10 protein-coding genes are annotated in these 13,758 nt (G+C 68.1%); 5 read left to right on the forward strand and 5 right to left on the reverse strand.

Annotated elements, in window-relative coordinates:
• The first annotated feature begins 83 nt into the window (after positions 1-83).
• The 3 genes from KEG57_RS52310 (at position 84) to KEG57_RS52320 (ending at position 2,685) form a co-directional block, all read left to right on the forward strand.
• Complete coding sequence (locus tag KEG57_RS52310) at positions 84-1,046, forward strand: MBL fold metallo-hydrolase (RefSeq protein WP_272428300.1); 963 nt, start codon at positions 84-86, stop codon at positions 1,044-1,046.
• 149 nt (positions 1,047-1,195) lie between these two features.
• Positions 1,196-2,410 (forward strand): ammonium transporter, encoded by a 1,215-nt coding sequence (locus KEG57_RS52315; protein WP_272428301.1) that lies wholly within the window; start codon positions 1,196-1,198, stop codon positions 2,408-2,410.
• Positions 2,411-2,466: 56 nt separating this feature from the next.
• The gene (locus KEG57_RS52320) at positions 2,467-2,685 is read left to right on the forward strand and encodes a hypothetical protein (protein ID WP_272459991.1); all 219 of its coding nucleotides are present in this window, start codon (positions 2,467-2,469) and stop codon (positions 2,683-2,685) included.
• A 362-nt stretch (positions 2,686-3,047) separates the two neighbouring features.
• On the opposite strand, the gene KEG57_RS52325 is transcribed toward KEG57_RS52320, so the two are convergent.
• The 4 genes from KEG57_RS52325 to KEG57_RS52340 form a co-directional block, all read right to left on the reverse strand.
• Positions 3,048-5,672, reverse strand: a complete 2,625-nt coding sequence (locus tag KEG57_RS52325) for a sensor histidine kinase (RefSeq protein WP_272428302.1) — start codon at positions 5,670-5,672, stop codon at positions 3,048-3,050.
• Positions 5,673-5,809: 137 nt separating this feature from the next.
• Complete coding sequence (locus tag KEG57_RS52330) at positions 5,810-7,849, reverse strand: monovalent cation:proton antiporter family protein (RefSeq protein WP_272428303.1); 2,040 nt, start codon at positions 7,847-7,849, stop codon at positions 5,810-5,812.
• 15 nt (positions 7,850-7,864) lie between these two features.
• Positions 7,865-9,109 (reverse strand): protein translocase subunit SecF, encoded by a 1,245-nt coding sequence (gene secF, locus KEG57_RS52335; RefSeq protein ID WP_272428304.1) that lies wholly within the window; start codon positions 9,107-9,109, stop codon positions 7,865-7,867.
• Positions 9,110-9,490: 381 nt separating this feature from the next.
• Positions 9,491-10,009, reverse strand: coding sequence for a hypothetical protein (locus KEG57_RS52340; RefSeq protein ID WP_272428305.1), 519 nt, complete (start codon positions 10,007-10,009; stop codon positions 9,491-9,493).
• A 147-nt stretch (positions 10,010-10,156) separates the two neighbouring features.
• Between KEG57_RS52340 and KEG57_RS52345 the strand changes: the two genes are divergently transcribed.
• Both KEG57_RS52345 and KEG57_RS52350 read left to right on the forward strand, forming a co-directional pair.
• Positions 10,157-10,966: an alpha/beta fold hydrolase gene (locus KEG57_RS52345; protein WP_272428306.1), complete on the forward strand. Its 810-nt coding sequence runs from the start codon at positions 10,157-10,159 to the stop codon at positions 10,964-10,966.
• Between the two features lie 9 nt (positions 10,967-10,975).
• Complete coding sequence (locus KEG57_RS52350; protein WP_272428307.1) at positions 10,976-13,111, forward strand: TolB-like translocation protein; 2,136 nt, start codon at positions 10,976-10,978, stop codon at positions 13,109-13,111.
• 25 nt (positions 13,112-13,136) lie between these two features.
• Here the strand turns inward: KEG57_RS52350 and KEG57_RS52355 are convergent, their stop codons facing one another.
• Complete coding sequence (locus KEG57_RS52355; RefSeq protein WP_272428308.1) at positions 13,137-13,328, reverse strand: hypothetical protein; 192 nt, start codon at positions 13,326-13,328, stop codon at positions 13,137-13,139.
• Positions 13,329-13,758 lie beyond the last annotated feature (430 nt).

The raw sequence follows: 13,758 nt of genomic DNA on the forward strand, positions 1-13,758 counted from the left end.
CGGTGACGGGAATGCGATTGCGGGATCACACGGAAGAACATTCCGTCTTGCACGGCATCTCCCGATATCGGATACATCCGCGCATGCGTCTTTCCCGTTCCGCTTCGAACCTGCTCTGCGTGCTCTTCCTCGGCGTGTCCCTATCGGCCTGCGGCGGCGCCGCCTCCACGTCGGAGACGGCCGCGTCGGGCCGCGCCAAGCCGACCAGCAAGACGACGCGGCTCGAGGCCGATCCGCGCATCGGCGTCTACACGTCCGTTCCGTGGGGTTTCGAGACGAACTCGTTCTGGATCGAGGGCCCGAAGGGGCTCATCGTCATTGACACCCAGTTTTTGCCCTCCGCCGCGGCGGAGCTCGTCGAGCGGGCCGAATCCATCACGGGCAAGAAGGTCGAGCTCGCGATCGTCCTGCACCCCAATCCGGACAAATTCAATGGTATCTCCGTCTTCCAGAAGCGGGGCATCAAGGTCGTCACGTCAGCGCAGGTGATCGCCAAGATCCCGCACGTCCACGAGATCCGCACGCGCTCGTTCGCGGAGCGATACGCGCCCGATTATCCGACGGAGCAACCCAAACCGGAGAGCTTCGGCGACGCCACGCAGGAACTCTCGGCCGGCGGGGTGACGGTGAAGGCGCACGTCCTCGGCGCGGGTTGCTCCGAGGCGCACGTGGTCGTCGAATACGACGGGCACGTATTCGTCGGGGATCTCGTCGGGCAAGGGACACACGCCTGGGTCGAGCTCGGCGAGATCGAGGCGTGGATCGAGCGGCTCTCGGAGATCGCGGCGGTAAAGCCCAAGTTCGTGCACCCGGGCCGGGGCAAGACGGGCGGGGCGGATCTGCTCGAATGGGAGACGGGGTATCTGCGGCGGCTGCTCGAGGAGGTCGCGAAGGAAAAACCCACGATGCCGCCGCCGGCGGGAGCAATCGATCGGGTCAAGGACCGCATGATGAAAGCGTATCCGGGGCTCGATTACGATGTTTTCCTGGATGTCGGCCTCGAAGAGGCCTGGCGGAAGCAGGCGGCGAAGGCGGCCGCGAAATAGAAGCACGCGCACCCCTGCCAGGGCTGACGGAAGCCTGCCGTCTCCGACGGATGTGACACCTCTCACCTCCGTCACCCTCCTCCGCGAAGCGCGCGTCATGACGCACCGCGGAAACATTCGCGAAACATGGAGGAGTGTATCGATCGAGCATGAAGGTCGATACGGGCGACACCGCCTGGCTCCTCGTCTCCACGGCCCTCGTGCTTTTCATGACGCCGGGCCTCGCCCTCTTTTACGGCGGGATGGTGCGGCGCAAGAACGTGCTGTCCACGCTGATGCACGCCTTCGCCGCGCTTCCGCTCGTGACGCTCCAGTGGGTCCTCTTCGGGTACTCGCTCGCGTTCGGGCCGTCGATCGGCGGGCTCGTGGGTGGCCTCGGGTATGCCGGGCTCACGCCGCTCGCGACCGAGGCGCGCGGGACCGTGCCGCACCTCGCGTTTTGCGCGTTCCAGATGATGTTCGCCGTGATCACCCCGGCCCTCGTCGCGGGCGCCTTCGCCGAGCGAATGCGGTTTCCCGCGTATGCCGTGTTCGTCCTCCTCTGGTCGACGCTCGTCTACGATCCCGTCGCGCACTGGGTCTGGAGCGAGAGCGGCTGGCTCTTCAAGATGGGCGCGCTCGATTTCGCGGGCGGCACCGTCGTGCATCTCTCGGCCGGCGCCTCGGCGCTCGTCTGCGCGGTGGTCCTCGGCAAACGCGTGGGATATCCACACGAGCGCCACCAGCCGCACAACCTCACGATGACCCTCACGGGCGCCGGCATTCTCTGGTTCGGCTGGTTCGGCTTCAATGCCGGCAGCGCCCTCGGATCCGGCGCGCTCGCCGCGCTCTCGCTCGTCACGACGCACGTCGGCGCGGCCGCGGGCGCGCTCGGCTGGCTCGCGGTGGAATGGTGGCAACGCGGCAAACCCACGGCGCTCGGCGTCGCCTCCGGCCTCGTCGCGGGGCTCGTCGGGATCACGCCGGCGGCGGGGTTCGTCTCGCCGGCCGCAGCGGCCGTCATCGGCGTGGCCGCGGGCGCGGCGTGTTATTTCGCGGTCGTAGGAAAAGAGCGGCTCGGGTACGACGATGCCCTCGACGCCTTCGGCGTGCACGGCGTGGGCGGCGCGATCGGCGCGCTCCTCACGGGCGTCTTCGCGCAGAAGGCCTTGAACGAATCCGGCCGGGACGGCGCGCTCGCGGGCAACGTCGCACAGCTCTGGCCGCAGCTCGCCGGCATCGTGGTCGTCGGCCTTTATGCGGCGGTCGTCACGTGGCTCCTACTCAAGGGAATCGACAAGGTGATCGGCCTGCGCGTCGCCGCGGACGAGGAGCGCGAGGGCCTCGACGCGACGGAGCACGGCGAGACGGGCTACGCGTCCTGACGAATCCGCCCCACGACGGGCTTCCCTTCCGCCGCGCATCTTGCGATCCTAATCGTATGTTCGCAAAACTCGGCGCCTCGATCCTCTTCGTCGGTTTTCTCTTCGGCATCGCATCGTCGGCCATGGCCGATCCTGCCCCAGCCCCGACGCCCGCTCCGGATCGCCCGCTGCTTTGTTGTGACGGCACGCTTTCGCCGACCTGTACCTGTGACGGGCCGCGTCGTGGCTGCTGCTCGCACCACAAGGGCGTTTGCGGCTGCGCGGACCCGGGCTGACGCTGAGCATTGGTCTCTTCTTGGGGCCGCCGCGCCGGGGCGCTGCCCCGGACCCCGCGGGGGCTGTTCGCCCCTCGACCCGAACCAGGGCAAGCCCTGGACTCCTGTTGGAAGAACTGCGCGGTGCGCAGTCCTTCCACGGGCCGGTGGCAAGACCAGGGACGGCGTTGCCAGTCGAAATGGCAGCGCGGCTGTCTCGATTGGCGGGTTGACTCGGCCTTTTCGATGAACTGCGCATCGCGCAGTTCATCGACCCTGGGTCCAGCGCTTGCGCTGGTCCGGGTCCCGGGGCGGATAGCCCCGGGTGGGGCCTGGGGCAACGCCCCAGCGAAGCGCCCCCAGAGCGGTTCGGCGCTCTAGCTTCAGCCCTCCCGCAGAAGAGGCAGCGTGAATGCGAACATGCTGCCCCTGCCCATCTCGCTCTCGACCCAGATACGTCCCCCGTGCGCCTCGACGAGCTGGCGGGCGATGAAGAGCCCGAGCCCGAGGCCCTCGACCTTCTTGCCCGTCCGCGCGCGGTAATACCGTTCGAAGAGATGCGGAAGCTCCTCGGGCGGCACGCCGTAACCGCGATCCCGCACGGCGACGACGAGCTCCGCCTCGCGCGCCTCGATGCCGATCGTCACGAGCTCCTCGGGGGGCGAGTATTTGAGGGCATTGCCGACGAGGTTGACGAAGATCCGCTCGAAGCGCGTGGCGTCGAGGAGCACGGGCGGCAGCGCCTCGGGCGGGCGCTCGATCTGCAGGCGCGCCTGGTCCTGCGTGGTCCACGCGCGCGAGACGATGTCCTGGATCATGGGCAAGAAATCGCAGGGCTCGGTGCGCAAAAGGAGCTGGCCCGAGTCGAGCCGCGCCGAATCGACGAGGTCGTCGATCATCGAGGCCATTCGCTTCGCGCTGCCGACGACGCGGTCGACCACGGACACCTCGTGATCCATCCGCGCGCGCGCGAGCATGCGCCGGAGCATCTGCGCGGCCGACATCATCACCGTGATGGGCTGGCGCAAGTCGTGCGAAACGGCGTGCAGCACGTCCTCCTTCGCCTTCTCCACCCGCCGGAGCTCGGTGATGTCGCGCCCGATCACGACGCCCAGGACAATCGGACCGTCGCCGTCCTGGACCGCGCTCGTGCTCACGAGGACGTGGCGGCGGGAGCCATCACGGCATTCGATGATGTATTCGGCGTCCGTGACGGGATCGCCCCGGAGGAGCCTCTGGGAAGGGTATTCCTCCCAGTGCAAGGGCACGCCGCCGAGTGAGAGCATGCGCATGTGCTGCTGAACCTCGCGGACGTGGGACTGGACCTGGCCGCCGATCATGCGACTCGTCTGGCTTTGCAGGATCACGTTGCCCTCGCCGTCGATGACGATCACGGATTCGGCCATGCTCCGAAGGAGCGCGCGGAGCTCGGCCGCCTTGCGCTCCGCCTCCGCGCGCGCGGTCGCGAGCGCGTGCTCCATCCGTTTTCGCTCCGTGATGTCGGAGAACACGCACACGGCCGCGGCGATGCGTCCTTCGCGATCCAGCACCGGCGCCACGCTCATGCTGAGCTCGATCCTGTCGCCGCTCGGGCGGACGAAAACGTATTCTTCGTCCTGCACGGTCTCTCCCCGGAGCGCGCGCGTGAGCGGAAACTCCTCGACGTGACACAGCTTCCCCTGGTGAAAAAAAGCGGCGCCCTCGCATTCGGCGAGGTCCAAGGCCTGCTGCGAAAAACCGGCGATGCGCGTGCTCTGTTCATTCGTGAGGAGGAACCTGCCCTCCGCGTCGACGATGTTCACGCCGGAGGGCATCTGGCGCAGCACCGCCTCGAGAAGCCCGCGCTCGGTCTCGATGCGCTGGAGCAGCCGCTCGCGCTCCGACGCGGCGTGCCGTTCGGCGGTGACGTTGCGGACGACCGCGATGACCTGGTCCTCGACGAGGGGCAACATACGCGCCTCGAAGCAGCGCGTGCGCCCGGACCACGTGAGCTCGTATTCCAGCGTGGCGGGCCTCCGGGTAGCGAGCACCTCGGTGCTCACGACCTGCCAGCGGCGGGCGATCTCGGGCGGCAGGACGTCGCCCATTCGTTTGCCGACGATCTCTTCGGCGCCGAGGTACAGGTCGGCCAGGCGCCCCGCCCTGCAATCGAGGTAGGTGCCGTTGGCATCGAACCGGAAATAAAGATCGGGCAATGCCGAAAAAACCGCCTCGAGCTCGTGCGTCTTCCGCCGGAGCTCTTCCTCGACCTTCTTGCGCTGCGTGACCTCCCGGGCAAACGCCGCGACCCCGATGATCCGCCCGTCTGCGTCGCGTTGCGGCTCGAAGAAGGTGTCGAAGCAGCGGCGTTCGCCGCCGATGGGGAGCCAGGATTCGATCCGCGTGCTCTTCCCCGTCGCGAGGACCGCCTTCTTGACCGCCGTGAGCTCCTCGGCCGACCCCTTCGGAAATATGTCGAAATCGGTCCGACCGATCACGTCCTCCCGACGAATGGGCGGACAAGGATTGTAGACCTCGGTATAACGGAGCTCGAGGTCCTGATAAAAAACGACGTCCGGCAGCGCCTCGACGAGGTGGCGGAATCGCGCTTCGCTCTCGCGCAGCGCCTCCTCGGCGCGCAGGCGGCGCGTGACGTCGCGGAGGAGCACATAGGCGCCCGAGAGCTCGCCTGCTTCGTCCCGGATGGGGCTCGCCGTCACGGCGACCAGACGCTCGGCGGCGCCCGGGACGGTGAACGAGAGGACCTCGTCGACCACGGACGCGCCGCCGAGCGCCCGCGCGAGGGGCGTCTCGCCCCAGGCCATGATTCGCCCGTCCTTCCGGCGCACGGTCACTCTATCGACCACCTGCCGGATGTTCTTACGGCTCGCGAGCGGGCGCTCGGTGAGCGGTCGCATGGGGCCGCTCGCGAACACGACACGGAGATCGGTATCGACCACCAGCACCCCATCGGCGATGGGCGCGAGCGCGACCCCCAGGGAAGACAGGTGTTCGATGGATCGTGGCAAGGCCCCCCCGTCCCGCGAGGCCCCTCGGGCACGCCCGCACGAAGCCCGCGGGGCCCCAGAACTTACCAGCTAAACCATGTGGCGAGTAGCCCCCTTGGGAGGGCATCCCCGGCGCGCCGAGAGTTCGTATCGACCGTTCAGGGCGAGAGCTCGCCTCCGGCCGCCGGCTGCGCCGAGGGAGAGGGCGGCCGCGTCAGCATGTCGAGCGCTTTCTTCACCGAGCCGACCGCCCCGGCGAGATACACGACGTCGCCGGCCAGGAAAGGCTCGTTCGGGTCCGTCTGTTCGAGGAGCTTTCCCCCGCGCCGCAGGGCCACGATGAGCGCGCCCGTGTGCCCTCGCACCCCGAGCGCGGCCGCGGATCGCCCGACGGCGGCGCTCGCCTCGGTCAAAAGCGCGCTCTCGATTTTCAACTCGGCCAGATCCGCATGCTCGCCGAGCGCGCGCCGCGGAATCGTCTTGGCTCGCTCGGTCGTCTGCGTGGAAGCGCGCACCTCGTCGATCCGCTCCTCGATGACGTTGCGCGGGACCTCGAGCCAGCGCAAAAGCCGCGCGAGGATCTCCACGCCGCCCTCGATCTCCTCGGCGACCACGTCGGTTGCGCCCATGGCGAGGAGCGGCTCCTTTTCGAGCATGTATCGCGCCCGCATCAGGATCGGCACGTCCTTCGCGACGCGTTTGGCCGTGTCCACGACGCGCTGGGCGGCTTGCGGGTCGTTCATGAGGAGCAGGAGCGCGCGGGCTTTTTCGAGGTGCGCGTGGCCAAGCGCCTCCTCGCTCGTCGCGTCACCATAATAAACCGGCTCGCCGGCCGCGCGCGCGACGCGCACCGTCTCCGCGTTGAGCTCCAGCACCACGTACCTCGCCCCGCACGCGGCGAGCGCGCGCGCGACGAGCTTGCCCGCGACGCCGTACCCCACGATCACCACGTGTCCCGCGAGGGAATGCTCGTCGCCCCCGTCGGCCTCATCGATGCTGCGCACGCCGATGAGGCGTTCGAGCGGCAAGAGCAGGCGCTCACCGGCCGTCAAATGCGGGGCCACGCGCACGACGACGGGCGTGAGGAACATGCTCGTGATGCCGGCCGCGAGCAGCGGACGCGTCGCACCCGCGTCGACGACGCCCGCGCTCTCGCCGAGCCGCGCGAGCACGAATCCGAACTCGCCGAACTGCGCGAGTCCGACGCCCGCGAGCCACGCGACCCGCGCCGGGAAACGCATGGCGAACGCCGCGATCGTCGCGAGAAACCCCTTCGCCACGAGGAACCCGCCGAGCAAGAGCAGCACGAGGAGCGGCTGCTCCAGCACCACCCGCGCGTCGAAGAGCATGCCGAGCGAGACGAAAAAGACGCTCACGAAAGCGTCTCGCAGCGGCAGCATGTCTCCCATGGCGCGGTGCCCGTATTCGGTGTCGGCGACGACCATGCCGCCGAGGAAGGCGCCGAGCGCGAGCGAGAGACCCGCTTTCGCCGTGAGCCACGCCGTGCCCACGCAGAGGGCCAGGACGGCGAGCAGAAAGACCTCGCGGCTGCGCGCCGCGGCGACCCACCGGAGCGCGCGCGGAACGACGAGGCGCGCGATGAGGACGGTCGCAATGACGAGGGCCGCGGCTTTGCCGAGCGCCACGCCGATCGCGCGGGCCATGTCGCCGCCCGGCGCGGCCGTCCCGAGCATGGGCACGATGAGGACCATCGGCACGACGCAGAGGTCCTGGAAGATCAACGTGCCGACGATGAACCGCCCATGCGGCGCGTCGAGCTCGCGCCGCTCCGCGAGGGCGCGGAGCACGATCGCGGTGCTGGAGAGCGCGAAGACGAACCCATAAAAGACGCTCCGCCCCGGGGTTTGCCCGAGCGCCGCGGCCACGCCGGCCACGACGCCCGTGGTCAAACCCACCTGCAGAATACCGCCGAGCGCGACCTGCTTGAAAATGCTCTTCAGGCGCGCGAGCGAGAACTCGAGGCCAATCGTGAAAAGCAAGAGGACGACGCCCACCTCGGCGAGGATCTCGATCGAGTGGATCGAATGGACGAGCTTGAAGCCGAACGGCCCGACGAGGGCGCCCGAGAAGAGCAGGCCCGCCACGGTCGGCAGGCGCAGGCGCGAGAGGATGACCGTGACGAGCACCCCGAGCGCGGCAATGACGGCAATTTCATCGAGGAGGGGAATCTGTTCCATGGGCCCGTCTCCATTTCATACGACCGCGTCCGGGCGCTTCTGCACCTTCGCGCGAGAAACCACGCGGCGCTGCTGGACAGCGCTTCCGCCGAAGAACCGCTTGTCGATCCACTCCGTGAGCGGGGCGGCGACGTAAATCGACGAATACGTGCCGACCCCGATGCCGACGAGCAGCGCGAAAGCGAAGTCCTTGATCATGCCCGTGCCCCACCAGAGGAACGCGAGCATCGAGAGGGCCGTCACGCCCGACGTGATGATCGTGCGGCCGAGCATCTCCGAAATGGAGAGGTTGATGATCGCCGAGAACGAGAGGCCGCGGTGCCGCGGGAGGTTCTCGCGGATGCGGTCGTAGACGATCACCGTGTCGTTGATGGAGTAGCCGACGATCGTGAGCATCGCGGCGACCGTGGAGATCGTGATCTCGCGCTGGGTGATCGCCATGGCCCCGAGCGCGATGCCGACGTCGTGGACGAGCGCGACGATGCCGCCCGGCGCGAAACGCAAATCGAAGCGGAACGCGATGTAGGCCATGATGAAGATGATGGCGATGAGGACGCTCTTGATGGCCGCGTCCCGGAGCTGCGCGCCCGCCTTCGGGCCGATCCACTCGACACGGAGCGCCTGCGCGGGGACCTTGTCGGTGCCGAGCTCTTGGCGGAGGCCGTCGAGGAGCAGATCGCCCTTCGATCGAAGGTGGATCTCGACCTTGTGATCGCGCTCGTTCGCGAGGACGACGCCCCGCTCGGGGGATTGCAGCGTGATGCCCTCGATGCCTTCGATCTGCTTTTGGATCGCGGCGAGGTCGGGAGCGCTCTCGTAGCGGAGCGAGATCTTGTCGCCGCCGGGGCTGAAGCGGATCTCGGTGGGGACGAGCGCGCTCGCGCAATGCGGATCCGCCTTCGCCTCGCCCTCCTCCACGAGGCAGAAGTGCTGCCGCACGGCGTGCTTCTGCTCCTCCGAGATCGAGTTGACCTCGAGGACACGAATCATCACCCGGTTCGCTGTTCCGGGGCTCGTCACTTCGATCACTTCGGGGGACTCGAATCCCGCGTGCTCCACGGCGGCCCGGATCTCGGTCGTGGAGACGCTCTGCAGGAGCGCGACCTCGATCTCGGTGCCTCCACGGAAATCCGTGCCGAGCCGGAGGCCCGGGCGGAAATAAGTGAAGATGGAGAGGAGGAGCAAGAGGACACTTCCGCCGATGAAGTACCGGCGCTTGCTCATGAAATCGAACTGACGTCCGGGTTTGATGAACTCCATGGTTCACGCCCCCGTCGGGGGCTCGGCCCCGCGATGCGCGATGAGCGCGCGGCCGAGACGGTCAGCCACGAGCCGGATCCCCACACCCAGAAACATGGGGACCGACGCAAACAGAAGGAGCAAAAGCTCCGAACGCAAAACGACCGCAACCAACGTCGACATCTTTTCCTCGAACCCAAGCCCTTTGGGCACACGAAGGCCAAAACACGCCCGAGCACACGCGTCCCGAGGGCGTGCGTCATCGGAGGACGAAAGGACAAACGCCGCCCCATCCGCGTTGCGGATGGACGCGAAATGCCTTGGTTTCCGTGGCGATGAACGAAGAAGGCGGAGCCGCGGCGACGCGAGGGGATGCGTGAATGCGCCGTTTCGCTCCGGCCTTCAGGCGTGGGGAGGACCTCGGGCCGGGTTGACGGCCAGATAATCGGAAGAACGGAGCGCCCGTTCGGGGAGCTCCAAGGATTTGCGCCGCTCGATCGGCGAACCCGCGAGCACACGCGCAGCCTCGGCGCGAACGACCCCCGCGGGCCATCCAATCGAGGCGGGATCCAGCGACGTATCCCAGCGAATCGGGCCACGAAACCGCGCCCACGAGGACGACGAGGGTCGGGAGGGACGATCGGCTTGATCGCCCGGGCCCTCGGGCACGGGGCGAACCCGGGTCTGCGCGGGGACGGGCGTCGCGACCTGCTGCAGGACCTCGACGACCGCGCCCACGGTCCGCAGCGCGGAAGACGCGCTCGCGCTGCCGGTGCGCGCCGGCGCCAGGCCGAGCGAGCTCACCACCAGCGAGACGAGGACGAGCAGGACCGCGACGACGCCGCGCGGAAGCGCGCGACCTTCGGGCGGGCTCCGATCACGGCGCCCTGTCGGGTCGTATGCCATCGAGGGGCGCGTCATGGAAGCTCGCGGGTCGCTTCTTGTCCCTCGGATCGTCCAGAAACTCAAGCCCAAAGATCACAAAGGCACGATTTGACCTCCAACGACCTCTGCGCGCCCCTCGACGCCTCGACAACCGGGGGACCTCGGATATCCTCACGGCCTCGGATGTCTGCATCAAAAACCATCCCCCTGCACGGCGCCCGCCTCGAATACGTCCGCTTGCCCTCGGCCGCGCCCCGCGCGGGGGCGCCTTCCCTCGTCTTCCTGCACGAAGGGATTGGCTCGGTCGCGATGTGGCGCGAGTTTCCGCAAAAGGTGGCCGATGCCACCGGATGCGAGGCCGTGGTGTACTCGCGCGCCGGGTATGGCGGGTCCGATCCGGCGAGGCTGCCGCGCCTGCCGCGCTACATGCACGACGAGGGGCTGCTCGTCCTGCCCGAGCTGCTCGAGACGCTCGGAATCGAGCGGCCGATCCTGCTCGGGCATTCCGACGGCGGCTCGATCGCGCTGATCTGCGCCGGCGGCACCGAGACCCCGCTCGCGGGCCTCGTCGTGATGGCGCCGCACGTGCTGGTGGAGGATATCTCGATCCGGAGCATCAAAAAGGCGAAGGTCGCGTATACGACCACGGATCTGCCGGCGCGGCTCGGGAAGTATCACGAAGACGTGGACGCGGCCTTCTGGGGCTGGAACGACATCTGGCTGCACCCGGATTTCCGCGCGTGGAACATCGAGGAATACCTGCCCCGCATTCGTTGCCCGATCCTGGCGATCCAGGGCGTGGACGACGAATACGGGACGATGGACCAGATCCACCGCATCGCCGCGCAAGCGAAGGACGTCACGCTCGTCGAGCTCGAAGCCTGTCGCCATTCTCCCCACAAGGATCAGCCGCAGGCGGTCGTCGACGCGGTGCAGGCCTTCGTCGGGCGGATCGCGCCGAATGGGCTTGACGGTGCGCGGCCGCCCACGTAGCGAAAGGGAATGCGAACGCTCGGGCCCACGGCTTTCCTCCTCGCCTCCGCGTCGATCGTTTCGTGTGGGGGCGCCGAACCCGCGCCGCCAAGCGCCCCGCCGACGGAGCGCGCCGCGGCGACGGCCAAGGCCCCGCCGCCCGAGGAGCGAAAGCCGCCGAAGCGGCCGAAGCCCGTCGCGAATACGTGTGCGCCGCCGACGGCGCCGATCGAGGAGCTCACCACGGCCGAGGGCGCCGAGGTGTTCACGACCGACGGCGCGTATCTCGTCTGGTCCGACGGGCGCGCCATCGTGCGCGCCTCGCTGAATGGTGGCGATCGCAAGACGCTCATCGCGGATGTCACGAAAAACGCGGCGGTCCGGGGGCTCCGCCTATCGAATGGAGAAGTTTGGTTCCGGGCGGAGAATCGATACGATCAGGGCTGCGCGGGGCTCGTCGGATTCGTCGGACGAAACGGCGGGCCGGTCACCTCGGTGGGGCTGGAAGGGTGCATCTCGGGGTTTGCCCTGACGCCCGATCGGGTCGTGTTCACGCGGGAAGAGTCGGTCCCGACCATCACTGGCATTTCGAGCGGTCTTTACGCGGCGCCACGAAAAGGAGGGCCCGCAAAAACGCTCTTGCGCCCGCTCGGTGGATACCGCGGCGTCGCAGCGGACGGAGCGTTCGTTTATTTCCCGGGGGGTTACGACGGGCTCCATCGCATGCCGATCGGCGGCGGCGAGGCCGTGGAGGTGTCGAACGGGAAGATTGGCAATGCCTTCGGCGGGATCGATGGGAGCCGCTTCACGGTGGACGGGGACGAGATTTTTGCGTTGCACGGGCACCCGAACCTCGGCGGCATGCAGATGGCGCGGCTCGGGAAGGACGGCAAGGACGCGCAGCTCCTCGGCCCCGCGGTCCCGGCCCATCCGAGCGGCGCGACGCTTCCCGCAGGGCCGCTCGTCACCGACGCGCAGTTCGTGTATTGGGCGTCTCCCCTCCGCGGCGCGATCTTTCGGGTCCCCAAGGACGGAGCCTGTCCGCCGTACGCCATTGCGACGGACCGCGAAAAGCCGGATTGGGTGGCGGTGGCGGGCTCGTACGTGTACTGGCTCGAGCTCGACGCCAAACCCCCACGGATCGCCCGGCGCAAGCTGTACGAGGATCCCGAGCCGCCCGTGGTCCCGGTCGCGAACGCGCCGCCGAGCGTCGCGCCCCCGCCGCCTGCGACGCCCGAACCGAAGCTCGCCGCAGCCGAGCGGCCGTTCGTCCTTTCGGGGGCGTTCGCGGAGCCGACGGCGGTCTCGTTCGCGGGCGGAAAGGTGTTTGCCCTTCTCGTGGAGGGGAGCCCCAAGAAAGGCAATGACGAGGGTCCCCCCTCTCCGTACTGGATTCACGTCTTCGAACTGCGCGGAACGAAGTTCCAGCCCCTCAAAAAGCACCGGATCGAAGGCCACCTCCTCGCCGAACAGGTGGTCGAGAAAAACGGAAAGCTTCATCTCGTGGTGCGGGACCCGAGCGCGCGGGGCGAGGCACACTATTACGAGCCGCTCGCCGGGGGGAAGCGGCTCCCGGGGTACGACAACGAATGGGAGGAGCCGACGGGCCCGCACATGCCCCCCTCGTGCGAAGCCTCGCCCCCGCCGGCCTCGAAGCTCGCGCCGATGCGTGATCTCTACGGCTGGCCGAAGCACGAGGGGGCGCGTTTCTTCATCGGGACGTCCTGCGACGGCAAACCCAAGATTCAGGTCCTTTTTCAGGACAAATCGCAGATGATCCCCATCGAGCCTTCCGACGAGCTCATGCACACACAGCTCGGAATCGTCTGGAAGGGCGCGGCCGGCGTCTCCGTCTTCGAAAACGGGGCCTTCCGTCGAATCGCGGCCTACCTGCCGAAACGAACGTGGGACCTGCTCCGCGCGCCCGACGGTACAATCGTCGCGCGCGGCGACGAAAACTTCGCCCTTCGCGGCGAAGAATGGGCGCCCTGGCGGCTCGAATTCGGAAGCGCCCGGTTCACCGTCGCGTCCGATGGCGCGGCGCTCTGGGCTTACGTCGGGGATTCGTCGGTCTTGGTGACCGAGCTGTATCGTTACGCGCCGGGCGGCGCGAAAGACGGGGAGCGAATCGATACGAGCACGGCGCGGCTCCCCAAGGGGCGCTGAGGAGACGTCGCGCGCGACTGCTCGCTCAGAAACGAATTCCGTTCTCCGCCCGGTGCTTCCACCACTTCCAGCCGAGCACGGCCGCCGGGACCGCAGCGGCGGTCGCGAGGATGGGCATGCCCGCTACAGCCAGCGCCACCGTGCCAGCCGTCACCACGCCCGCCTTGACGGCGTTCTTCTTGGACTCCTCGAGGACCTCTTTCCGAGACTTGCTCATGTCCGGATCATGACACGCGCCAGGCAGGACAGGTAGCATCTCGGCAGGCGCTGCGCTGGGGCTTTGCCCCAGACCCCACCGGGGCTGTCCGCCCCTGGACCCGGACCAGCGCAAGCGCTGGACTCGGGGTCGATGAACTGCGCAACGCGCAGTTCATCGAACAGGCCAGGTCAAGATTAACGACGAACTTGCCCGTCAAGACCGCGCGCTGAGGATTCAACTGGCAACGTGCCCGTCGCCAGCGTGGACACGCCTCCATGGTCTTGCCACAGGCCTGTTGGAAGAACTGCGCATCGCGCAGTTCTTCCACGAACGGTCCAGGGCTTGCCCTGGTTCTGAGCATTGGTCTCATCTTGGGAGGCGCTGCGGGGGGGCGTTGCCCCCGGCCCCACCGGGGCTGTCCGCCCCGGGACCCCGACCAGCCCACGCG

This window comes from Polyangium jinanense (assembly GCF_028435365.1).

What these genes read in the sequence shown, in the direction of transcription:
- KEG57_RS52310 (WP_272428300.1), top strand. Translation starts at nt 84, where the DNA reads ATGCGTCTTTCCCGTTCCGCTTCGAACCTGCTCTGCGTGCTCTTCCTC.
- KEG57_RS52315 (WP_272428301.1), top strand. Translation starts at nt 1,196, where the DNA reads ATGAAGGTCGATACGGGCGACACCGCCTGGCTCCTCGTCTCCACGGCC.
- KEG57_RS52320 (WP_272459991.1), top strand. Translation starts at nt 2,467, where the DNA reads ATGTTCGCAAAACTCGGCGCCTCGATCCTCTTCGTCGGTTTTCTCTTC.
- KEG57_RS52330 (WP_272428303.1), bottom strand. Translation starts at nt 7,849, where the DNA reads ATGGAACAGATTCCCCTCCTCGATGAAATTGCCGTCATTGCCGCGCTC.
- secF (WP_272428304.1), bottom strand. Translation starts at nt 9,109, where the DNA reads ATGGAGTTCATCAAACCCGGACGTCAGTTCGATTTCATGAGCAAGCGC.
- KEG57_RS52340 (WP_272428305.1), bottom strand. Translation starts at nt 10,009, where the DNA reads ATGACGCGCCCCTCGATGGCATACGACCCGACAGGGCGCCGTGATCGG.
- KEG57_RS52345 (WP_272428306.1), top strand. Translation starts at nt 10,157, where the DNA reads ATGTCTGCATCAAAAACCATCCCCCTGCACGGCGCCCGCCTCGAATAC.
- KEG57_RS52350 (WP_272428307.1), top strand. Translation starts at nt 10,976, where the DNA reads ATGCGAACGCTCGGGCCCACGGCTTTCCTCCTCGCCTCCGCGTCGATC.
- KEG57_RS52355 (WP_272428308.1), bottom strand. Translation starts at nt 13,328, where the DNA reads ATGAGCAAGTCTCGGAAAGAGGTCCTCGAGGAGTCCAAGAAGAACGCC.